This window comes from Dickeya dadantii NCPPB 898 (genome assembly GCF_000406145.1).
GTDB classification, from domain to species: Bacteria; Pseudomonadota; Gammaproteobacteria; order Enterobacterales; family Enterobacteriaceae; genus Dickeya; species Dickeya dadantii.
The window spans coordinates 281,079-303,322 of sequence record NZ_CM001976.1; the positions used below are offsets into that span (position 1 = coordinate 281,079).

Annotated in this window: 18 protein-coding genes; 8 read left to right on the forward strand and 10 right to left on the reverse strand. The window is 59.1% G+C overall.

The annotated features are described in order from the left end of the window. Positions 1–3: 3 nt before the first annotated feature. The 10 genes from dusB to acuI form a co-directional block, all read right to left on the reverse strand. A complete protein-coding gene (gene dusB / locus DDA898_RS01765) occupies positions 4–969 on the reverse strand; it encodes a tRNA dihydrouridine synthase DusB (protein WP_013315975.1) in 966 nt (321 codons plus the stop codon). Between the two features lie 352 nt (positions 970–1,321). Next, positions 1,322–2,209, reverse strand: a complete 888-nt coding sequence (prmA, locus tag DDA898_RS01770) for a 50S ribosomal protein L11 methyltransferase (RefSeq protein ID WP_038910017.1) — start codon at positions 2,207–2,209, stop codon at positions 1,322–1,324. Positions 2,210–2,223: 14 nt separating this feature from the next. Further along, on the reverse strand, positions 2,224–3,675 hold the full coding sequence (panF, locus tag DDA898_RS01775) for a sodium/pantothenate symporter (protein ID WP_038910018.1): 1,452 nt from the start codon (positions 3,673–3,675) through the stop codon (positions 2,224–2,226). Then, the gene (locus DDA898_RS01780; RefSeq protein WP_022631794.1) at positions 3,665–3,907 is read right to left on the reverse strand and encodes a YhdT family protein; all 243 of its coding nucleotides are present in this window, start codon (positions 3,905–3,907) and stop codon (positions 3,665–3,667) included. The genes panF and DDA898_RS01780 overlap by 11 nt, the downstream gene beginning before the upstream one ends. Before the next feature lie 175 nt (positions 3,908–4,082). Further along, entirely contained in the window at positions 4,083–5,426 is a 1,344-nt protein-coding gene (gene accC, locus DDA898_RS01785) for an acetyl-CoA carboxylase biotin carboxylase subunit (protein ID WP_013315979.1), read from the reverse strand. A gap of 11 nt (positions 5,427–5,437) precedes the next feature. Next, entirely contained in the window at positions 5,438–5,902 is a 465-nt protein-coding gene (gene accB / locus DDA898_RS01790; protein ID WP_038900063.1) for an acetyl-CoA carboxylase biotin carboxyl carrier protein, read from the reverse strand. A 35-nt stretch (positions 5,903–5,937) separates the two neighbouring features. Further along, a complete protein-coding gene (gene aroQ / locus DDA898_RS01795; protein WP_038910020.1) occupies positions 5,938–6,390 on the reverse strand; it encodes a type II 3-dehydroquinate dehydratase in 453 nt (150 codons plus the stop codon). A 238-nt stretch (positions 6,391–6,628) separates the two neighbouring features. Next, on the reverse strand, positions 6,629–7,228 hold the full coding sequence (gene msrQ / locus DDA898_RS01800; RefSeq protein WP_038910022.1) for a protein-methionine-sulfoxide reductase heme-binding subunit MsrQ: 600 nt from the start codon (positions 7,226–7,228) through the stop codon (positions 6,629–6,631). Positions 7,229–7,296: 68 nt separating this feature from the next. Continuing rightward, complete coding sequence (gene msrP, locus DDA898_RS01805) at positions 7,297–8,298, reverse strand: protein-methionine-sulfoxide reductase catalytic subunit MsrP (protein ID WP_038910023.1); 1,002 nt, start codon at positions 8,296–8,298, stop codon at positions 7,297–7,299. 219 nt (positions 8,299–8,517) lie between these two features. After that, on the reverse strand, positions 8,518–9,504 hold the full coding sequence (gene acuI, locus DDA898_RS01810; protein WP_038910025.1) for an acrylyl-CoA reductase (NADPH): 987 nt from the start codon (positions 9,502–9,504) through the stop codon (positions 8,518–8,520). A gap of 163 nt (positions 9,505–9,667) precedes the next feature. Between acuI and csrD the strand changes: the two genes are divergently transcribed. From csrD to tldD, 8 genes are all read left to right on the forward strand, one after another. Then, complete coding sequence (gene csrD, locus DDA898_RS01815) at positions 9,668–11,614, forward strand: RNase E specificity factor CsrD (RefSeq protein ID WP_013315985.1); 1,947 nt, start codon at positions 9,668–9,670, stop codon at positions 11,612–11,614. Between the two features lie 314 nt (positions 11,615–11,928). After that, the gene (gene mreB / locus DDA898_RS01820; protein WP_012883014.1) at positions 11,929–12,972 is read left to right on the forward strand and encodes a rod shape-determining protein MreB; all 1,044 of its coding nucleotides are present in this window, start codon (positions 11,929–11,931) and stop codon (positions 12,970–12,972) included. Between the two features lie 103 nt (positions 12,973–13,075). Then, complete coding sequence (mreC, locus tag DDA898_RS01825; protein ID WP_038910026.1) at positions 13,076–14,212, forward strand: rod shape-determining protein MreC; 1,137 nt, start codon at positions 13,076–13,078, stop codon at positions 14,210–14,212. Further along, positions 14,209–14,697, forward strand: a complete 489-nt coding sequence (gene mreD / locus DDA898_RS01830) for a rod shape-determining protein MreD (RefSeq protein ID WP_013315988.1) — start codon at positions 14,209–14,211, stop codon at positions 14,695–14,697. The genes mreC and mreD overlap by 4 nt, the downstream gene beginning before the upstream one ends. Positions 14,698–14,721: 24 nt before the next feature. Next, positions 14,722–15,315 carry a Maf family protein gene (locus tag DDA898_RS01835; protein WP_013315989.1) on the forward strand — a complete coding sequence of 198 codons (594 nt, stop codon included), beginning with the start codon at positions 14,722–14,724 and terminating at the stop codon, positions 15,313–15,315. Further along, a complete protein-coding gene (rng, locus tag DDA898_RS01840) occupies positions 15,305–16,774 on the forward strand; it encodes a ribonuclease G (RefSeq protein ID WP_013315990.1) in 1,470 nt (489 codons plus the stop codon). The genes DDA898_RS01835 and rng overlap by 11 nt, the downstream gene beginning before the upstream one ends. Positions 16,775–16,884: 110 nt before the next feature. Further along, positions 16,885–20,721, forward strand: coding sequence for an AsmA2 domain-containing protein YhdP (gene yhdP / locus DDA898_RS01845; RefSeq protein ID WP_038912388.1), 3,837 nt, complete (start codon positions 16,885–16,887; stop codon positions 20,719–20,721). Positions 20,722–20,767: 46 nt separating this feature from the next. Further along, positions 20,768–22,213, forward strand: coding sequence for a metalloprotease TldD (gene tldD, locus DDA898_RS01850; RefSeq protein ID WP_013315992.1), 1,446 nt, complete (start codon positions 20,768–20,770; stop codon positions 22,211–22,213). The last annotated feature ends 31 nt before the right edge of the window (positions 22,214–22,244 follow it).

A 22,244-nucleotide genomic window follows, 5' to 3' on the forward strand; every position in this document is an offset into this window, starting at 1 on the left:
TGTTTACGCAAGATTTTCAAAATATGCCTTCAACGCCTCCAGCTGTTCGCTGGCGTCCTCTATGGCGTTGAATGTGCGCCTAAACTGGTCGTTTGGGGCGTGCTCCTGGAGATACCAGGACACGTGCTTACGCGCTATACGAAATCCCTTGCCTGGACCATAAAAGTCGTGCAATTCCCGTATATGCCCGATCAACAAGCGCTTGACCTCTGCCAGTGGCAGGGGGGGCAGCAGCTCCCCTGTGTCCAGATAATGCTGGATTTCCCGAAAGATCCAGGGTCTTCCCTGAGCGGCTCGTCCTATCATCAGGGCGTCAGCCCCGGTGTAATCAAGAACCGCTCTGGCTTTGCGCGGGTCAGTAATGTCGCCATTCGCAATGATGGGAATGGAGACGCTCTGCTTAACTGTCCGAATACTGTCGTATTCCGCTTCGCCATTGAACAGACACGCGCGCGTGCGTCCATGGACGGTGAGCGCCTGAATACCACAGTCTTCAGCCAATTTGGCAATCTCGGCACAGTTACGGTGCTCTGGCGCCCAGCCGGTGCGGATTTTCAGCGTTACCGGTACGTCTACCGCTTTCACCACCGCAATCAGGATCTGTTTTACCAACTCCGGATACTGCAACAACGCCGATCCGGCCATCTTGCGGTTGACCTTCTTGGCCGGGCATCCCATGTTGATATCGATGACCTGCGCGCCGTTCTCCGCGTTGATTCTGGCGGCCGCCGCCATCTCATCCGGATCGCCGCCGGCGATCTGCACCGCCCGGATACCGGGCTCATCGCTATGTACCATGCGCAGTCGCGACTTATCCGAACGCCACACTTCCGGATTGGAAGAGAGCATTTCGGAGACCGTCATTCCAGCGCCCATCGCGTAACAGAGTGCCCGAAACGGGCGATCGCTCACGCCCGCCATCGGGGCGGCAATCAAACGATTGGGAAGCTGAAATTGTCCAATGCGCATAGACAAAGAGTGACCATACTGTGCCTGCAAGGGCGCGTATATTACGCATTTTTTACGCGATAGGAAAGGCCAAACTTTGAGCAATTGAGCGGAACAGATCAAGGAAATGCCGCATTGCTTCCGCGTTGTTTTTATTTTCCCTTTATTTACAGAATGTTATTTTCATGTCGCCGATTTTGTGAACACGCCGGGGAAATAAAACATCTGCCTGAATATGCTGTTTCATTGCATGAAAACAGTGATTGATGGCAGTAGTGGTGCGTTTGTCCAGCGAGTAGTACGTTTGTCCAGCGGAATATCCACATGGGACGCCTGCCGGAACCGAGATGTTCCGGCAGGCGCAGGCAACAGGTCAGACCGGTTTGCGGATGCCGGTAATGCGGCACCACTCTTCTTTTTCCGCCACCGGGTCGAGCTGGAACCGGTCTTCATAGGCTTCCGCCACGCTTTGCGCTTGTGAGGCCAGAATACCGGACAGACCGAGGTGACCGCCATTCTTCGGCAGAACGCCGATCAGCGGCGCCAGTTCGCGCAGCGGGCCGGCCAGAATGTTGGCGACCACCACGTCGGCGGATAGGTCTTTTGGTTGATCCTTCGGCAGATACAGCTCCAGACGTTCGGACACGCCGTTACGCTGCGCGTTGTCGCGGCTGGCCTGAATCGCCTGCGGGTCGATATCGATGCCGATAGCATGAGCAGCGCCGAGTTTCAGCGCGGCAATCGCCAGAATGCCGGAACCGCAGCCGAAGTCGATGACGGTTTTGCCGTCCAGATCCAGCCCGTCGAGCCATTGCAGGCACAGCGAGGTGGTCGGGTGGGTGCCGGTGCCGAACGCCAGACCGGGGTCCAGCATCACGTTGACCGCGTTCGGGTCCGGTACCTCGCGCCAGCTCGGGCAAATCCACAGCCGCTTGCCGAACTGCATCGGATGGAAGTTTTCCATCCATTCCCGCTCCCAGTCCTTGTCTTCCAGCTGTTCGATTTTGTGCCGGAAACCGGCGCCAAGCAGCGGTTCCTGCTCCAGCATGGCGATAACCTCGGCCATGTCGGTTTCGGCGTCGTACAGACCGATGACGTCGGTATCGCCCCACAAGCGGGTTTCACCCGGCAGCGGTTCGAACACCGGCGTATCATGCGTATCCTGAAACGTGACCGAGACGGCGCCGCTTTCAGACAGCGCGTCGCCCAGTTGTTCCGCGTGTGCGCCGGACGTATTGATTTTCAGTTGAATCCACGGCATAGCAGCCTCTGACCTCAAAGTGATGAAGATGCGGCAACCGCAGGCGCGGGCTGGCGCCCAAATCGGTTGCCCAGAATAAACGCCACCAGGCTTAACAGCAGCGATGGCACAATCGGATGAAAGCCGGCCAGCTGGATGTTAAAGCTGGCGAGCAGGGTGTAACTGACGGCACCGCTGAACATTGAGCACAGCGCGCCGGCGGCGTTGGCGCGTTCCCAATAAAGCCCCAACACCAATGGCCACAGGAACACCGCTTCCAGCCCGCCGAATGCCAACAGGTTCAGCCAGATGATCATTTCCGGCGGCCGCCACGACGCCAGCAGCACCAGCAGGCCGAGCAACAGGGTGGTGAAACTGGACAAGTGGCGGATATAACGCTCGTTGCTGATCTTCTGAGGATAGACGCTCAGGTAAAGATCTTTCACGATCGTGGCGGAAGCCTGCAGCAAATGGGCGTTAATGTTCGACATGATGGCGGCGGTCGGCGCAGCCAGGAAGATCCCGGCGGCCAGCGGCGGCAGTACGGTCAGCATCAGCTCCGGCAGCACCTGATCGGGAATGGTCAGGTTGGGCAGGATAGCGCGCCCCAGCGCGCCGGCCAGATGCATACCCAACATCAATACGCTGATGACCAGGGTGCCGATCAGGATGCCGCGGTGCAGCGCTTTGCTGTCGCGGTAGGAAATGCAGCGCACGGCGGTGTTGGGCAGGCCGATGACGCCGAAGCACACCAGCACCCAGAACGACGCCATGAACGGTGCGGACAAGATTTGGTTGCTGCCGTGCGGATCGACCAGCGCCGGGTTGATCTGCGCCAGTTTGCCGACGGCGGCCGGCAAGCCGCCTGCTGCGTAGATCACGCCGGCCAGCAACAGCAGGGTGCCGATCAGCATCACAATCCCCTGTAGCGCGTCGTTCAGCACGCTGGCGCGAAAGCCGCCGAACGCGGTGTAGAGCGCGATGGTAATGCCAAAGATTAGCAGCCCGACGTTGTAGGGCACGTGGGCGACGGTTTCCAGCAGCCGGGCGCCGCCGATAAATTGCACCGCCATCGCGCCGATAAACGCCACCAGCAGGCTCAGGCTGGCGAACCAGACCAGCAGGCGGCTGCCGTAACGGGCGTACAGCATGTCATTGAGGGTGATGGCGTTGTAACGGCGCGCCAGAATAGCGAACTTCTTGCCGAGGATGCTCAGCGACAACAGCATGGTCGGCACCTGAATCATCGACAGCAGTACCCAGCCCAGCCCGTATTTATAGGCCGCGCCGGGGCCGCCGATGAACGAACTGGCGCTGACATAAGTACCGATTAGCGTCATCGCCAGCACGAAGCCGCCCATCGAGCGGTTGCCGATAAAATATTCGGTGAGAAAGTTGCCCTGCTGGCGACGCCGCCAGGCATAGACCGACAGGCCGAACACCAGTAGCAGATAAGCAATCAGCGGCAGGATGACATCACTCTGCATCGTGATCCTCCAGTGAAACATCGCGGAACACCACGCGCACCATCAGCCAGCACAGGCCGATAAACAGCAGCGGCAACGCCAGGCAGGCCAGTTCGAACCAGTGCGGCAGGCCGGTCAGGCCGGGACGGTTGTCGGGCAGATAGGCAAAAAGCGTCCAGGCTACCAGATAGGCCAGCGTCAGTATCAGTGACCAGCGGGCTTCGCGGTGTGCCTGGAGAAAGCGTTTATCCATGATTTCCCCTTAATCCGGCAGGAATCAGTGTATATGGGTGACACAAAACAGGGGATTTTACGGCATGTCAGCCAATTGCCCAGCGAAAAATCGATGCGTTGAGCCAGAATGCGGCGGGCGGCGTGGAAATAAAAACGGGCCGGCATAGGCCGACCCGTTTCATCGGTGCGAAAGATTACTGCAGGCCGAGTTTCTTCTCCAGATAGTGGATGTTGGTGCCACCATGCTGGAAGTTTTCGTCGGACATGATGCGCATCTGCAATTCCACATTGGTCTTGATGCCATCAATGATCAGTTCCGCCAGCGCGTTTTTCATACGGGAAATGGCGATATCGCGGCTTTCACCGTAGGTGATCAGCTTGCCGATCATGGAATCGTAATGCGGCGGTACGGTGTAACCGGCATAAATGTGCGATTCCCAACGCACGCCAAACCCGCCCGGCGCGTGGAAACGGGTGATTTTGCCCGGACTCGGCAGGAAGGTGTTCGGGTCTTCGGCGTTGATACGGCATTCCACCGCGTGACCGCGTACTTTGACCTCTTCCTGTTTGATAGACAGCGGCTGGCCGGCGGCGATGCGCAGCTGTTCCTTGATCAGGTCCACGCCGGTGATCATTTCGGTAACCGGGTGCTCTACCTGGATACGGGTGTTCATTTCGATGAAATAGAACTCGCCGTTCTCGAACAGAAACTCGAACGTACCGGCACCGCGGTAGTTGATGTCCACACAAGCTTTAGCGCAGCGTTCGCCGATATAGCGACGCAGATCGGCGGTGATGCCCGGCGCCGGCGCTTCTTCCACCACTTTCTGGTGACGGCGCTGCATGGAACAGTCGCGCTCCGCCAGATAGATGGCGTTGCCCTGGCCGTCGGCCAGTACCTGGATTTCCACATGACGCGGATTTTCCAGGTATTTTTCCATGTAGACCATGTCGTTGTTGAACGCCGCTTTGGCTTCCGCACGGGTCATAGCGATAGATTGTTCCAGCTCTTTTTCGCTACGCACTACGCGCATACCGCGACCGCCGCCGCCGCCAGAGGCTTTGATGATGACCGGATAACCGATGCGCTTGCCGATGGCGCGATTCTTGTCCATGTCGTCGCCCAGCGGGCCGTCAGAACCCGGCACACAGGGAACGCCGGCTTTTTTCATGGCGCTGATGGCGGACACCTTGTCGCCCATCAGGCGAATAGTGTCGGCGCGTGGGCCGATGAAAATGAAGCCGGAGCGCTCAACCTGCTCGGCGAAGTCGGCGTTTTCGGACAGGAAACCGTAACCGGGGTGGATCGCCACCGCGCCGGTGATTTCCGCCGCCGAAATGATCGCCGGGATATTCAGGTAACTTTTCGGGGACGGCGCCGGGCCGATGCACACGGTTTCGTCCGCCAGCAATACGTGTTTCAGATCGCGGTCCGCCGTGGAGTGCACGGCGACGGTTTTGATGCCCAGTTCTTTACAGGCACGCAAAATACGCAGCGCAATCTCACCGCGGTTGGCGATGACAATTTTATCTAGCATGGTAAGCCTCGTTATTCGATGACAACCAGTGGCTCGTCAAATTCAACCGGCTGGCCGCTTTCAACCAGAATGGCTTTCACCACGCCCGCTTTGTCCGCTTCGATCTGGTTCATCATTTTCATTGCTTCAACGATGCACAGGGTGTCGCCTACTTTCACCTGCTGGCCGACTTCCACAAAGGCTTTAGCATCCGGGCTCGGCGTGCGGTAGAAGGTGCCGACCATCGGCGAACGTACCACGTGACCGCTGATGGCGGCCGGTGCGGCGGCTTCTGCCGCGGCGGCAGGCGCTGCAACCGGTGCGGCGGCTGGAGCGAACTGAGGCATTGGCGCGTAGGCCTGTTGCATCATGGGGTAGCTACCCGGCGCCGGAGCGCGACTGATGCGTACTGACTCTTCTCCTTCGGAGATTTCCAGTTCAGCGATGCCAGATTCTTCAACCAGTTCGATCAGTTTCTTGATTTTACGAATATCCATGAATGTGGTTCCGTACTCTTGTTAATTGGAAACGGTTAATTGGACGTTGACAGGCGTTTTACCGCCGTCTGTAAACCATAATGGTATCCATCTGCCCCCAGACCGCAGATCACCCCGGCCGACACGTCGGACAGGTAGGAGTGATGACGGAAGGGTTCACGTGCGTACACGTTGGTCAGATGGATCTCAATAAACGGGATGGCGACCGCCAACAGGGCATCCCGCAGCGCCACACTGGTGTGGGTAAAGGCTGCTGGGTTAATCAGAATGAAATCGGTGTTTCCTCTGGCCTGATGGATACGATCAATCAGCTCATGTTCTGCATTCGACTGCAGGTGGGAAAGCCGCACGTTCAGCGCTGCCGCATCCTGCTCCAGTCGGCTCACGATCTCCGCCAGCGTCGTATGGCCGTATTTATCCGGCTCACGGCTGCCCAGCAGATTCAGGTTTGGACCGTTAAGGAGCAAAATGTGAAACTTGTCTGCCATTGTGCTGCTATCTCCCTCGATTGGCTCAGTGGCGCACAACATAACGCGAAGCTATCCGTTTGTCACCCTTTGCCAGGCGAAAATATCCGTTCTCACCCGCAAGGTTTGAACATTATAGCCATATCGTAGCAGTTGGCAGCGAAATACTGGTCTTATCTGCGGAGTTGCCAGACCGTGATTGACAAAATTTTACGAAATTCCGCTGAAAACGCCGCCTGATTCGTGTCGGTATCACCGCTTAACGACGCCACTGACGCAGTTTCTTGTAGCGAAAAAGCAGCAAGATGACGGCAACTGAAGCGTAAATGATCGGCAATGGCGACAACGATTTTACCGACCAAAGATAATGAACCGGGGCGAGGATCGCGACCAGATAAATGAGATTATGTAGCTTTTGCCAGCGGGCTCCCAGTTTTCGCTGCGCCGACTGGGTGGAGGTTAACGTCAACGCCAGCAGGATCAGCCAGCTCGCCATGCCAAGCGTCAGGTAAGGGCGCAGGAAAATCTCTTTTCCCAGCAGATCGAGATGATTGACCCCCAACTCCAGCAAGGTGTAGCTGAGCAGGTGCAGGCTGGCCCAGGCGAAACACCACAGCCCCAGCAAGCGGCGGCAGCGAATCAGCAACGGCTGTTTCCCGTAGCGCGCCAGCGGCGTCACCATCAAGGTTGCCAGCAGCAATTTCAGCGCCATTCTGCCGGTAAAATGCTGGATATCTTTGGCCGGATCGGCGCTGAACGCGCCCTGATTGACGGCGAGCACCAGCCATGCCAGCGGCAGGAACGCCGCCAGATGGAGCACCACTTTCAGGGCTGTGATGTGTCGGGCGGTTAAACGCATACGGACGTTTTCCTGTGCATTGAGCATTCCTGTGAGTTCCCGGTGATAGGGATTAAACCCTGCGGCGATCAGAAGTTCGCCCGTAAATCCAACCCCTGATACAGCGCGGCGACCTGGTCGGCATAGCCGTTGAACATCAGTGTCGGCTGGCGTTGAACGTTCAACAGGCCGCCGGCGCCGATTACCCGTTCGCTGGCCTGCGACCAGCGCGGATGGTCGACGTTCGGATTGACGTTGGCGTAAAACCCGTACTCGTTGGGCGCGGACAGATTCCAGGTGGACGGCGGCGGCTGCCGGGTCAGGCGGATATGCACGATGGATTTAATGTTCTTGAAGCCGTATTTCCACGGCGTCACCAGCCGTATCGGCGCGCCGTTTTGCGGCAGCAGCGTTTTGCCGTATACGCCGACCGCCAGCAACGTCAACGGGTGCATGGCTTCGTCCATGCGTAACCCTTCGACATAGGGATAGTCCAGGCCGCCGCCGACGAAACTATCTTTCTGACCGGGCATTTGCGCCGGGTCATAGAGCGTCTGGAAGGCGACATAACGGGCGTCGCTGGTTGGTTCGGCCAGTTTTATCAATTGCGACAGTTCAAATCCGACCCACGGGATCACCATCGACCAGGCTTCGACGCAGCGAAAACGGTAGATTCGTTCTTCCAGCGCGAAACGGCGACGAATGTCGTCGATGTCCAGCGTGATAGGTTTGGCGACTTCACCGTCAATCCGGACTTTCCAGCCTTCGGTCTTAAGACCGCCCGCGTTGGCGGCAGGGTCGGCCTTGTCCAGACCAAATTCGTAGAAGTTGTTGTAGCCGGTGACCTTGTCTTCCGGCGTTAACGCCAGAGCCGGGCGCCACTGCGGCGGCTGGCTGAACGTCAGCGGCTTACCGGGCGGGGCGACAGGCGCCTGTTTGCCCTGAAACCAGTTGAGCAGGTCGGCGCGCGCGCCGGACGGCAGGCTCAGCGTGGCGGCGGTAAGACCCAGCGCCTTGAGGACGGTGCGACGTTGATGGAACAGGGATTCCGGCGTCACATCGGCGTCGGTTAATTTGCGATGTCTGGACATGGTGAACTCCCGCTGTTGATTATTGGTGTCAGGCTGGGGGATTCGGGTGAATACACGCCCTGATAGCGATGGCGTCAGTATGCGGTGAAATATGATGTCAGTATGCGGTGAAATAATGTGCCGGGGAAACGTTCTTTTTTTACCGGGTGTTACCAAAAATACCGGTGTTACCAAAAAGAAGAGAGGGCAGGTCGTTGCCGACCCGCCCCGACAGAGATATCAATCTGCGGTGCCGACGCGCACCAGCGTACGGCCGGTAACCCGATTTTCCAGCAGCGCCGCGGCGGTGGCGGGAACCTGTTCCAGCGTAATTTCCTGTGTGACCTGCTCGTAGAAAGCGGCCGGCAGCAGTGCGGCCAGACGACGCCAGGCTTCCTCACGCCGCGCGCGCGGCGTCATCACCGAATCGACCCCTTGCAGGCGCACATTGCGTAGAATAAACGGCATCACCGTGGCGGGTAGCGATACGCCGCCCGCCAGCCCGCACGCCGCGACGGTCGCGCCGTAATGCATTTGGGTCAGCAGCGTCGCCAGCACCTGATCGCCTACCGTGTCGATAGCGCCGGCCCAGCGTTGTTTTTCCAGTGGACGACCTGCAACGGCAAATTCTTTGCGATCCAGCACCTGATGAGCGCCAAGTTGTTGCAGATAGGCGCTGTTGTCCGCCCGGCCGCTGATCGCCGTTACCTGATACCCCAGTGCGCGCAACAGCGCGACGGCGGTGCTGCCGACGCCGCCGCTGGCGCCGCTGACCACGATCTCTCCGCTCGCCGGGGTCACCCCGCCTTCTTCCAGCGCCATCACGCATAGCATGGCGGTGAAGCCGGCGGTGCCGATGATCATCGCCTGACGCGGCGTCAGCCCCTGCGGCAACGGCACCAGCCAGTCGGCCCGCACCCGCGCCTGTTCCGCCAGCCCGCCCCAGTGATTTTCTCCCACGCCCCATCCGGTCAGCACCACGGGCTGCCCGGCCTTGAAGTCGGGGTGGTCGCTGTGGCGAACGGTTCCGGCAAAGTCGATACCCGGCACCATCGGGAACTGACGAATGATTTTCCCTTTACCGGTGATAGCCAGCGCATCTTTATAGTTGATGCCGGACCAGTCGACGTCGACGGTGACATCGCCATCGGGTAATTGTGACGGTTCGAGCGTGTTGACGTCGGCTAAAGTCAGGCCATCTTGTTGCCTGAGCACGAGAGCGCGCATAAAAATCCTCCTTATCGGGGACAAAACGGGGACAAAAATAGAGGTAAATCATTTAAGGACTATATTTGTAACGGGTAGTATGCGAACTGATAAATCGCAAAGAACACACAAAGTATCTCATGAAAGCACTTTTCAATTCTTTGATACGGAGTTAAGCGCAGGGATGGGGTTGACTGTCAGAATATCGATATTAATGACGATGCTAACGACATTGGCCGTGGTGCTAATGTTGGTCAGCAGCATTTTCAGTTTTGTGTGTTATAGCCAACAGCGTATGGAACATCAGCTCAGGGCGGTGGCGGCCAGTATCGACCAGGCATTGCTGGTGCAGCCGCCCGACAGTATCCAATTCTGGTTGCCGGCGGTGATGAAAGCGGCCGGCATCGTGGAACTGGAGATTCGCGACGGCCATGAAAGCCTCTATTTATTACGTTTGCCGGAAATGTTGTCTGACGGCGCGGATCGGGCGCTGCTCTATCGTCACACCCGCTTATCGTTGTTGCACCACACCGATGTGAAGGTGAACGTGACCTACGTCGATCCGCTGTTCGGCACGCCGCGTTATCTCAAATCCACTTTGTCCATCGTGCTGGTGATACTGGTGATCGCGGTGACCGTGTTTCATGGCGTGCGCTGGTTGCGGCGTCAGATGGCCGGACAGGAGCAACTGGAGAGGCGCGCCCGGCGGATTTTGGCGGGCGAGCGCGATACCGTGATGCATGGCTCGGTGCATGAGTGGCCGGCGACGGCCAGCGGCGCGCTGGACCAACTGCTGCTGGATCTGGCGGAGGCGCGCGAGGCGCGCAGCCGGGTCGATACTCTGATCCGCTCGTTCGCGGCGCAGGATGCGCAAACCGGTCTGAATAACCGGCTGTTTTTTGAAAATCAGCTCGCCACGCAACTGGAAGACCCGGAAGACGTCGGCACGCATGGCGTGGTGATGATGATCCGTCTGCCGGACTTTGACACCCTGCAGGAAACGCACGGCTATGGCGGCGTGCTCGAAGAGTATCGCAATACCCTGATCAACCTGCTGTCCACGTTTGTTCTACGCTATCCCGCCGCGCTGCTGGCGCGTTACTACCACAGCGATTTTACGGTGCTGTTGCCGCATCGCACCCTGAAAGAAGCGGACAGCATCGCCAGCCAACTGGTGAAAGCGATCGATATTCTGCCGGTTACGCCGCTGATCGATCGGGAAGACATTTTGCACATCGGCATCAGCGCCTATCACGGCGGGCAGACCACCGAACAGGTGATGGAAAGCGTGGAAGACGCCACCCGCAACGCGGTATTGCAGGGCGGCAACGGCTGGTGCGTTTATGACCGGCGGGTGCCGGAAAAAGGCCGCGGCAGCGTGAAGTGGCGCACCCTGCTGGAACATACCCTGTTGCGCGGCGGGCCGCGTCTGTATCAGAAACCGGCGATTACCCGCGACGGCGAGGTGCATCACCGGGAAATGTTTAGCAGAATTTATGATGGCACCCAGGAATTGCTGGAGGCGGAGTACATGCCGCTGGTGCGTCAGCTCGGCCTGACCTCCGGTTATGACCGGCAACTGATCAACCGGGTAATTGCCCTGACGGTTAGCTGGCAGGATTCGGTACTGGCGTTCCCGATTACGGTGGATTCGCTGCTGCAGCGGCCGTTCCTGCGCTGGCTGCGCGAAACGTTGCTCCAGTGTCCGAAAAGGCAGCGCGAGCGATTATTGTTTGAACTTGCGGAAGCGGATGTGTGTCAATATATCGGCCGTTTGCGACCAATACTTGCCATGATCACCGGCCTGGGCTGCCGGCTGGCGGTGACGCAGGCCGGGCTGACGCTGGTCAGCACCGCCTATATCAAGTCGCTGCAGGTGGAGGTGATCAAACTGCATCCGGGGCTGGTGCGCAGCCTGGATAAGCGACCGGAGAATCAGCTGTTTGTCAGCAGCCTGACCGAAGCCTGCAAGGGAACGCATGCTCAGGTGTTCGCCGCCGGCGTGCGTACGCGCGAGGAGTGGCAGACGTTGCTGGATAAAGGTGTTTGCGGCGGTCAGGGCGATCTGTTCGCCGCTTCCGAGCCGGTGAGCAACACGCTGAAAAAATATTCACCACGCACGTATGTTTGATGTCAAAATCCGAACAAATTAGCGTAGAATATCGGCGCCATAGCGTAGCTGACCGATTTGCTGAACGAGGCGGCGCGCACGAAAATGTTAGATTTTATGTCGGTGGTTCGCGCAATTTTCGGGGACAGCTTGCGACAATCCCAGCCGCTGCCAGAAGGATCGCTGTTCTGCAGGCATTCATTATCATGGCAATTTGCGCAAACATCATTTTTTCACCGTAGCAGAGCCGGTTAGCGCCTTGTCGCTGCTGCGTGTGGTTGGTACAGTAAGCGGATTTCATTTCCGCCCCCAGCTTGCAGGATTATCCTTTAGTTATGTTTAAGAAATTTCGTGGCATGTTTTCCAACGACTTGTCCATCGACCTGGGTACCGCCAATACCCTGATTTACGTAAAAGGACAAGGCATTGTACTGAATGAGCCTTCCGTGGTGGCTATTCGCCAGGATCGTGCCGGTTCCCCGAAAAGCGTGGCCGCCGTCGGTCACGAGGCCAAACAGATGTTGGGCCGTACGCCGGGTAATATCGCCGCCATTCGTCCGATGAAGGACGGCGTGATCGCCGACTTCTTCGTCACCGAAAAAATGCTGCAGCACTTCATCAAACAGGTGCACAGCAACAGTTTCATGCGTCCAAGCCCGCGTGTGCTGGTGTGTGTGCCGGTAGGCGCCACCCAGGTTGAACGCCGCGCCATCCGCGAATCCGCTCAGGGCGCCGGCGCCCGCGAAGTGTTCCTGATCGAGGAACCGATGGCGGCTGCTATCGGCGCCGGTCTGCCGGTATCCGAAGCGACCGGCTCCATGGTGGTCGATATCGGCGGCGGTACTACCGAAGTAGCGGTGATCTCCCTGAACGGCGTGGTGTACTCCTCCTCGGTGCGTATCGGCGGCGACCGCTTTGACGAAGCCATCATCAATTATGTGCGCCGTAACTACGGCTCGCTGATCGGTGAAGCCACCGCTGAGCGTATCAAACATGAAATCGGTTCTGCCTATCCGGGCGACGAAGTGCGCGAAATCGAAGTGCGCGGTCGTAACCTGGCTGAAGGTGTGCCGCGCGGTTTCAACCTCAACTCCAATGAGATTCTGGAAGCGCTGCAGGAACCTCTGACCGGTATCGTCAGCGCCGTGATGGTGGCGCTGGAGCAGTGCCCGCCGGAACTGGCGTCCGATATTTCTGAACGCGGCATGGTGTTGACCGGCGGCGGCGCGCTGCTGCGCAACCTCGATCGCCTGCTGATGGAAGAAACCGGCATTCCGGTCGTGGTGGCGGAAGACCCGCTGACCTGCGTAGCGCGTGGCGGTGGTAAAGCGTTGGAAATGATCGACATGCATGGCGGCGATTTGTTCAGCGAAGAATAATCCGGCCAGAACAAAGAAGGGGGACCGATCGCATGGATGAAAGCCTGCTGTATTCATCCCGCGTGGCAGCCTCCTTTTTTATTGTCGAGGAATACGCAATTTTATGAAGCCGATTTTTAGCCGGGGCCCCTCCCTGCAACTGCGCCTTTTTCTTGCAGTCATTATCGCAATTGTCATTATCTTTGCTGACAGTCGGCTCGGTACGTTTGTCAAAATCAGAACGTACATGGATACCGCCGTCAGCCCGTTCTATTTTCTGGCGAATGGCCCGCGCGCCATGCTGGATAACCTATCCGCCAATCTGACCTCTCGTGAGCAACTGGAGCGGGAAAACACCGCCCTGCGTCAGGAGCTGCTGCTGAAAAACAGCGATCTGCTGCTGCTGGGGCAGTTTCGTCAGGAGAACGCCCGTCTGCGTGAACTGCTGGGGTCCCCGTTGCGTCAGGAAGAGCAGAAGATGGTCACGCAGGTACTGTCCTCCGGCTCCGATCCCTACAGCGATCAGGTGGTGATCGACAAAGGCAACGTCAACGGCGTGTATGAAGGGCAGCCGGTCATCAGCGATAAAGGCGTGGTCGGTCAGGTTGTCGCGGTGGGGCAGTTTACCAGTCGCGTGCTGTTGATTTGCGATGCGTCTCATGCGCTGCCGATTCAGGTGTTGCGCAACGATATCCGCGTTATCGCCGCCGGCAACGGCTGCACCGAAGATTTACAGCTGGAACATTTGCCCAATAATACCGATATTCGGGTCGGCGATGTGCTGGTTACTTCCGGTCTGGGCGGCCGCTTCCCGGAAGGGTATCCGGTGGCGGTGGTGTCGTCCGTGAAAGTGGACACCCAGCGCGCTTACACCGTTATTCAGGCGCGTCCCACCGCCGAACTGCAACGCCTGCGTTATCTGTTGCTGATGTGGGGCGTGGACAGCAATTCCCGCACCGCGCTGCCGCCGGACGACGTACATCGGGTGGCGAACGAGCGCCTGATGCAGATGATGCCGCACGTGCTGCCGTCGCCGGAGGAAATGGGGCCGCCTGCGCCGGCTAACACACAGGCGACTGATTTTGTCGGCCCGCCCGCGCCACCGGCCAAAACGACGCCGGTCAAAACCAATAGCGCCGCGCCGTCCAAACCGGCGAACGCGACGTCGCCCCGAAATGCCACGACGCCTGCCGCCAATCCGGCTGCGCCGTCGCAGCAGAGGACGACGCCCGCGCCCGGAGCGTCGGGAGGTAGCCGATGAATAGCTATCGCCGACACGGGCACTGGATCATCTGGCTCTCCTTTCTGGTGGCAATGGTATTGCAGATCATGCCCTGGCCGGATGACCTCTACATGTATCGCCCGTCCTGGCTGACGTTGATCCTGATTTATTGGGTGATGGCGTTGCCGCACCGGGTCAATGTCGGCACCGGGTTTGTGCTGGGGATGATTACCGATCTGATCCTCGGTTCCACGCTGGGAGTCCGAGCGCTGGGGCTGAGCATCATCGCCTATCTGGTGGCGTTCAAATTCCAGCTGTTCCGCAATATGGCGCTGTGGCAGCAGGCGCTGATCGTCATGCTGCTGTCGCTGGTGCTGGATTTGCTGGTGTTCTGGGCAGAGTTCCTGGTGATCAATGTCTCTTTACGGCCGGAAATTTTCTGGAATAGTGTCGTCGACGGCGTGCTGTGGCCGTGGCTGTTCCTGCTGATGCGCAAGATTCGCCGCCAGTTTGCCGTTCAATAACAAGAAAATGATAAGAGGAAAGAGATGACCGATCTGTACCTGGCGTCCGCGTCGCCTCGTCGCCGCGAACTGCTGACGTTGCTGGAGTTGTCGTTCGATATTTTGAAGATCGATGTCGCCGAGCAGCGCCAGCCGGATGAAACGCCGGAACAGTATGTCAGCCGTCTGGCGCGCGACAAAGCCGCCGCCGGCGTGGCGGTCGCGCCGGAGGATTTGCCGGTGCTGGGCGCCGACACCATTGTGGTGCTGAACGGTCAGGTGCTGGAAAAACCCCGCGATGAAGACGATGCCGCTCGTATCCTGCGCGCGCTGTCCGGTCAGCGTCATCAGGTGATGACCGCGCTGGCGCTGGCGGACCGCCGTGAGAGCGTGTCGGCGCGGGTCGTGACCGAGGTACAATTCCGCACGCTCTCCGACGATGAAATTACACGCTATATCGCCAGCGGCGAGCCGATGGATAAAGCCGGCGCTTATGGCATCCAGGGAAAGGGCGGATGTTTCGTTAAATCGATTTTCGGGAGCTATCACGCCGTGGTAGGGTTGCCATTGGTGGAAACTCTTGAATTGTTCACACATTTTTCTGCACGGCGTAAAGCACGAGGAACCCATGACCGCTGAGTTGCTGGTAAATATTACCCCTTCAGAGACGCGCGTCGCTTATATTGACGGCGGTATTTTGCAGGAAATCCATATCGAGCGGGAAGCCCGGCGTGGAATTGTCGGCAATATCTACAAAGGCCGGGTTAGCCGTGTGTTGCCGGGCATGCAGGCGGCATTCGTCGATATCGGGTTGGATAAGGCGGCGTTTCTGCACGCTTCCGATATCATGCCGCATACTGAATGCGTGGCCGGCGACGAGCAGAAAAATTTCCATGTGCGCGACATCGCCGAACTGGTGCGTCAGGGGCAGGACCTGATGGTCCAGGTGGTGAAAGACCCGCTCGGCACCAAGGGCGCGCGCCTGACCACCGATATCACGCTGCCGTCGCGCTATCTGGTGTTTATGCCGGGTGCGTCGCACGTCGGGGTATCCCAGCGTATTGAAAGCGAAGCCGAGCGCGAGCGCCTGAAAAAGACGGTGGCCGATTACTGCGACGAGCAGGGCGGTTTTATTATCCGCACCGCCGCCGAAGGCGTGGGCGAAGAAGAACTGTCGCAAGATGCCGCCTTTCTCAAGCGTTTGTGGACCAAGGTCATGGAGCGCAAAAAGCGCAACCAGACCAAATGCAAACTGTATGGCGAACTGGCGCTGGCCCATCGCATTCTGCGTGATTTCGCCGGCGCGTCGCTGGATCGCATCCGTGTCGATTCGAAACTGACCTACGACTCCTTGCTGGAGTTCACCGCCGAATATATTCCGGAAATGACCAGCAAGCTGGAGCATTACAGCGGCAAACAGCCGATTTTCGACCTGTACGACGTGGAAAACGAGATTCAGCGGGCGCTGGATCGTAAGGTAGAACTGAAATCCGGCGGCTATCTGATAATCGACCAGACGGAAGCGATGACCACCATCGATATCAACACCGGCGCGTTTGTCGGTCACCGCAATCTGGACGAAACCATTTTCAATACCAATATTGAAGCGACGCAGGCGATTGCCCGTCAGCTGCGGCTGCGCAATCTGGGCGGGATCATCATCATCGATTTCATCGATATGGGGAATGAGGAGCATCGCCGTCGCGTGCTGCATTCGCTGGAGCAGGCGTTAAGCAAGGATCGGGTCAAAACCGGCATCAGCGGCTTCTCGCAATTAGGGCTGGTGGAGATGACGCGCAAGCGCACCCGTGAGAGCATAGAACATGTGTTGTGCAGCGAGTGTCCTACCTGTCACGGCCGCGGGTCGGTAAAAACCGTGGAAACCGTATGCTATGAAATCATGCGCGAAATCGTGCGTGTGCACCATGCCTATGACTCCGACCGCTTCCTGGTTTACGCTTCACCGGCGGTGGGCGACGCATTGAAAAGCGACGAGTCGCATGCGCTGGCGGAAGTGGAGATTTTCGTCGGCAAGCAGGTCAAGGTGCAGATCGAACCCCTGTACAGCCAGGAACAGTTTGATGTGGTCATGATGTAAGGTCATGCCGCCCGCCGCCGCAACCGGCAGGCGGGCTTTTCTCTGTTTAAGGTTTTCGCTCGTCGCCGGTGACGAACAACGAGGAGACATGTGTGAGGCGACTGCCCGGCATAAAGCGATTGCCCGGAATAGCAGCAGCGACGGGCGCCATTCTGATTGTTCTGGCCGCGCTGCTGGTCAGCGGCCTGAGAATGGTGCTGCCAACGCTGGATACTTTCCGGCCACAGGTCGTGGCCTGGGCGCAGTCCGTCACCGGCTTGCCGATGGAGGTGGAAAGCCTCAGCGGCAGTTGGGAAACCTTTGGCCCCACGCTGGATATCACCAACCTGCGTATTCATCATCCGGACGCCGAGTGGCAGTCGGAGCGTATTTCGGTGGCGCTGGATGTCTGGCAGTCGCTGCTGCATCTGAAGTGGAAGTTCCGCGATCTCACGTTTTATCACCTGCAAGTAGACATCAAAACCCCGATCGACCCCGATCGACAGCGTTCCCGTACCTGGGAGCCGGATCAACTCGGTTCGCTGTTCCTGCGGCAGTTCGATCATTTCGATCTGCGCAATAGCCGCATCCGTTTTCTGACCCCGGCGGGTACCCAGGCCGAGTTACAGATTCCCCAACTGACCTGGCTGAACGGCAAAAACCGCCACCGGGCGGAAGGGCAGATTAGCCTGTCGAGCTTCAATGGTCAGCACGGCGTGGTGCAGCTGCGCATGGATTTGCGTGATGAGCAGGGCTGGCTGAATAACGGCGTGGTTTATTTACAGGCCGACAACATCGACATGAAACCGTGGCTGGGCCGCTGGATTCGCAACAACACCGGGCTGGAGAGCGCCAATTTCAGCCTCGCCGCCTGGTTACAGGTGCGGGAAGGCGATATGTACGGCGGCGATCTGTTGCTCAGTCAGGGCGACGCCAGCTGGCGCGACGGCGACACGCTGCACCGGCTGGGGATTAACGGCATGACGCTGCACGCCAGCCGCTACCAGAACGGCTGGCAACTGGATGTGCCGGCGCTGAACCTGTCCACCGATGGCGTCGACTGGCCGAAAGGGCAGTTGTCCGCGCTGTGGCTGCCGGCGGACACCCAGTTGCTGGGGCCGGACCGTTTGGCCGAGTTACGCATTCGCGGTCGTCATCTGGCGCTGGAACGCCTGGGGCCGTTGCTGCCGTTGCTAAGTACCGCCACGCCGGAACTGAAAACCCGCTGGCAGGCACTGCAGCCGCAAGGCCAACTGACCGCGCTGGCGCTGGATATCCCCTTGCAGCAGCCGGAGCAGACCCGCTTTCAGGCGAGCTGGCAGGATGTCGGCTGGAAAAACTGGCAATTGCTGCCGGGTGCCAACCATGTTTCCGGCGAGGCGGCCGGCAGCCTGGCGCGCGGGCGGGTGCGGGTGAATCTGGCGCAGAGTACGTTGCCGTATCAGGATATGTTCCGTGCGCCGCTGGATATCCGGCAGGCGGACGCCACGCTGGACTGGCGTAGCGACTCTCAGGGTTGGGAACTGTGGGGACAAGGGTTGGACGTGCGCTCCCGTTCGCTGTGGGCCAACGGCGATTTCCGCTATCGTCATCCCGCTCAAGGTGAGCCCCGGCTGGATATTCTGGCCGGGATTCGACTTGGCGATGCCGCCGATGCCTGGCGTTACTACCCCGAACCCTTTATGGGCAAGGATCTGGTGAATTACCTGACCGGCGCCATTAAGTCGGGTCAGGTGGACAATGCCACGCTGGTGTTCGCCGGTAATCCGGCGCAGTTCCCGTTTGAACATCAGGAAGGGCAGTTCCAGGTTTGGGTGCCGCTGGAAAAATCGCGTTTCGAATTCCAACCCGGTTGGCCGGCGCTGGATAATCTGAATATCTCGCTGAATTTCCTTAACAACGGCCTGTGGATGTCGGCGCCGCATGTCATGCTGGGCGATGCCGAAGGGCGCAACGTCAATGCCGTTATCCCAGACTACAGCAAAGAGACGCTGCTGATTGACGGCGACATCAGCGGAAGCGGTAAAGAAGTGAGCGATTACTTCGACCAAACGCCGCTGAAAAGCTCGCTAGGCGGCGCGCTAACACAGATTCAGATTGGCGGGGAGGTTCAGGGCAACCTGCATCTCGACATCCCGCTCAATGGCGGGCTGGTGAAGGCCAGCGGTGACGTGGCGCTCAACAATAATCATTTGTTTATCAAGCCGCTGGATGTGTCGCTCCAGTCCGTCAGCGGGGCATTTCATTACGATAACGGCAATCTTTCCAGCCAGACGCTGCAGGGGCGCTGGCTCGAACAACCGCTCATCTTCAACTTCTCGACGCAGGAACAGGAAAAAGCGTTTCTGGTCAATGTCGGATTGCAGGGGAACTGGGCGGCGTCGCGCCTGCCGGAGTTGCCCAAACCGGTAGCGGCGGCGCTGAATGGCAATGCCAGCTGGCAGAGTACGGTACAGGTCACGTTGCCGCATCAGGGGCCGTCCAGTTATGACGTCACAGTACAAGGCGACTTGAAGGAAGTGAGCAGTCGCTTACCTTCTCCGCTGAATAAGGCCGGAGGAGCGGCGCTGGGTCTTCAGGTCAGCGCCAAAGGGGACGAGCGCGGTTTCTCGCTTACCGGTTCATTGGGAAAAAGCCAGTCTTTCAACAGTCAGTGGCTGCTTAAAGACAACAAAGTCATGCTGACGCGAGCCGCCTGGCAGGAAGGGGCGAAACCCCCGCCGCTGCCCGATGATTCGTCGCTGACGCTGGCGCTGCCGCCGCTGGACGGCGAGCGCTGGCTGGCGCTGCTGCCCGGCGTGCGCAACGCCGTGTCGGCACAGGCCGGAGCCAGCCGTTTTCAGTGGCCGGATCGGGTGACGCTGACCACGCCGGAGCTGAAAATACTCGGTCAGCAGTGGCATGACCTGATGTTTACCAGCCGCAGCCAGAACGGCGGCAGCGAAATCACCGCCGCCGGCAGGGAAATCGATGGTCGCCTGCTGATCCCGACGTCCGGGCTGTGGCGCGGCGATGTGCGCTATCTTTATTACAATCCGCAGTGGCAAGGGGACGATGCCACCAACCCGGCGGCGCTGGCGGAGAAAAAATCGCCGCTCAACGATCCCAGTATTCGCTTTGAAGACTGGCCGGCGCTGCAGTTCGACTGCCGTGAATGCTGGCTAATGGGGCAAAACGTCGGGCAGGTGAAAGGCACGCTGCAACCGGAACCCAACAAGCTGGTGCTGGCCAACGGGCTGGTCGACAACGGTAAGGCGAAGCTGACGCTGGACGGCAGCTGGCAGGAAAGCGGCGAAGGCACCCGCACCGCGATCAAAGGGCAGTTGTCCGGCGGCAGCCTGAGCGACAACGCCGACTGGCTGGGGCTGGCGACGCCGTTGCGCGCCGGCGCGTTCAAGATCGACTATGACCTCTACTGGCACGGTTCGCCGTGGGCGCCGCATATTCCGAGCCTGAGCGGGATTCTGAAAACCGATATCGGCAAGGGCGAGATCGTCAACGTCGGCACCGGTCAGGCCGGGCAATTATTACGGCTGGTGAGTTTCGATGCGCTGCTGCGTAAGCTACAGTTTGATTTCAGCGACACCTTCGGCAAAGGCTTTTACTTTGACTCGGTTCGCAGCACGGCGTGGATAAAAGACGGCGTGTTGCACACCGATAACCTGCTGGTGGACGGCCTTGAAGCAGATATCGCCATGAAAGGCGACATCGACCTGGTGAAACGCGAGCTGTCGATGGAAGCGGTGGTGGCGCCGGAGATTTCCGCCACCGTCGGCGTGGCGACCGCCTTTGCGGTTAACCCAGTCATCGGGGCGGCGGTGTTTGCCGCCAGCAAGGTGCTGGCGCCGCTGTGGAGTAAAATTTCCCTGATTCGTTACCACATTTCCGGTAGTGTGGATCAACCAAAGATTCAGGAAGTAGTGCGTGAACCGCAAAAAGCCAAAGCCGCCGAGGCGGCGGGCCAGTAACTGCGGTCTGGTTATCCGATGACATTGACAATAAGAGTGACATTCTATGAGTCTGACATTTGTCAGTGAGCAATTACTCACAGCCAATAAACTGAGCCATCAGGATTTACAGTCCGTTTTAGGCACGTTGAGTGAGCGGCGTATCGACTACGCCGACCTGTATTTTCAGTCAAGCTATCACGAGTCCTGGGTGCTGGAAGACCGCATCATCAAGGACGGTTCTTATCATATCGATCAGGGCGTGGGTATCCGGGCCATCAACGGCGAGAAGACCGGTTTTGCCTACGCCGATCAGATTACGCTCAATGCGTTGCAGCAAAGCGCGCAGGCCGCGCGCAGCATTGTGCGCGAACAGGGCAACGGCGCGGTCAAAACGCTGGGCGAAGTGCCGCATCGCGGCCTGTACCCGCAGGCCAATCCGCTGGATAGCCTGACGCGCGAAGAGAAGATCGCGCTGTTGCAACGGGTTGACGCTACCGCCCGCGCGGCGGATGCGCGTGTGCAGGAAGTCACCGCCAGCCTGACCGGCGTGTATGAGCTGATTCTGGTGGCCGCCACCGACGGTACGCTGGCGGCGGATGTGCGCCCTCTGGTGCGGTTGTCCGTTAGCGTGCTGGTGGAGGAAGACGGCCGTCGTGAACGCGGTTCCAGCGGCGGCGGCGCGCGTACCGGCTACGATTATTTCTGGCAGCAGGCGGATGGCGAAGTGCGGGCGGAAGCCTGGGCCAAAGAGGCGGTGCGCATGGCGCTGGTCAATTTGTCCGCCGTGGCGGCGCCGGCTGGGTCGATGCCGGTGGTGCTGGGGGCTGGCTGGCCGGGCGTGCTGTTGCACGAAGCGGTCGGTCACGGTCTGGAAGGCGACTTCAACCGCCGCGGCACCTCGGTGTTCAGCGGTCAGGTGGGCAAGCTGGTGGCGTCCGAACTGTGCACGGTGGTGGATGACGGCACGCTGGAAGGGCGTCGCGGTTCGCTGGCGGTGGATGACGAAGGCGTGCCCGGCCAGTACAACGTGCTGATCGAGAACGGTATTCTCAAAGGCTACATGCAGGACAAACTGAACGCCCGTCTGATGGGCGTCGCGCCGACCGGCAACGGCCGCCGCGAGTCTTACGCCCATCTGCCGATGCCGCGTATGACCAACACCTACATGCTGGCGGGTAAATCCACCCCGGAGGAGATCATCGCCAGCGTGGATTACGGCTTGTACGCGCCGAACTTCGGCGGCGGCCAGGTGGATATCACCTCCGGCAAGTTCGTGTTCTCTACCTCCGAGGCGTACCTGATCGAGAACGGCCGCGTCACCAAACCGGTGAAGGGCGCGACGCTGATTGGCTCCGGCATTGAAGCCATGCAGCAGATCTCAATGGTCGGCAACGATCTGGCGTTGGATAGAGGCGTCGGGGTGTGCGGCAAGGAAGGGCAAAGCCTGCCGGTCGGCGTCGGTCAGCCGACGCTGAAGCTCGACAACATTACGGTGGGCGGCACCGCCTAAGCCGCTGCGCGATAAGCGTTAATGGGTTAGT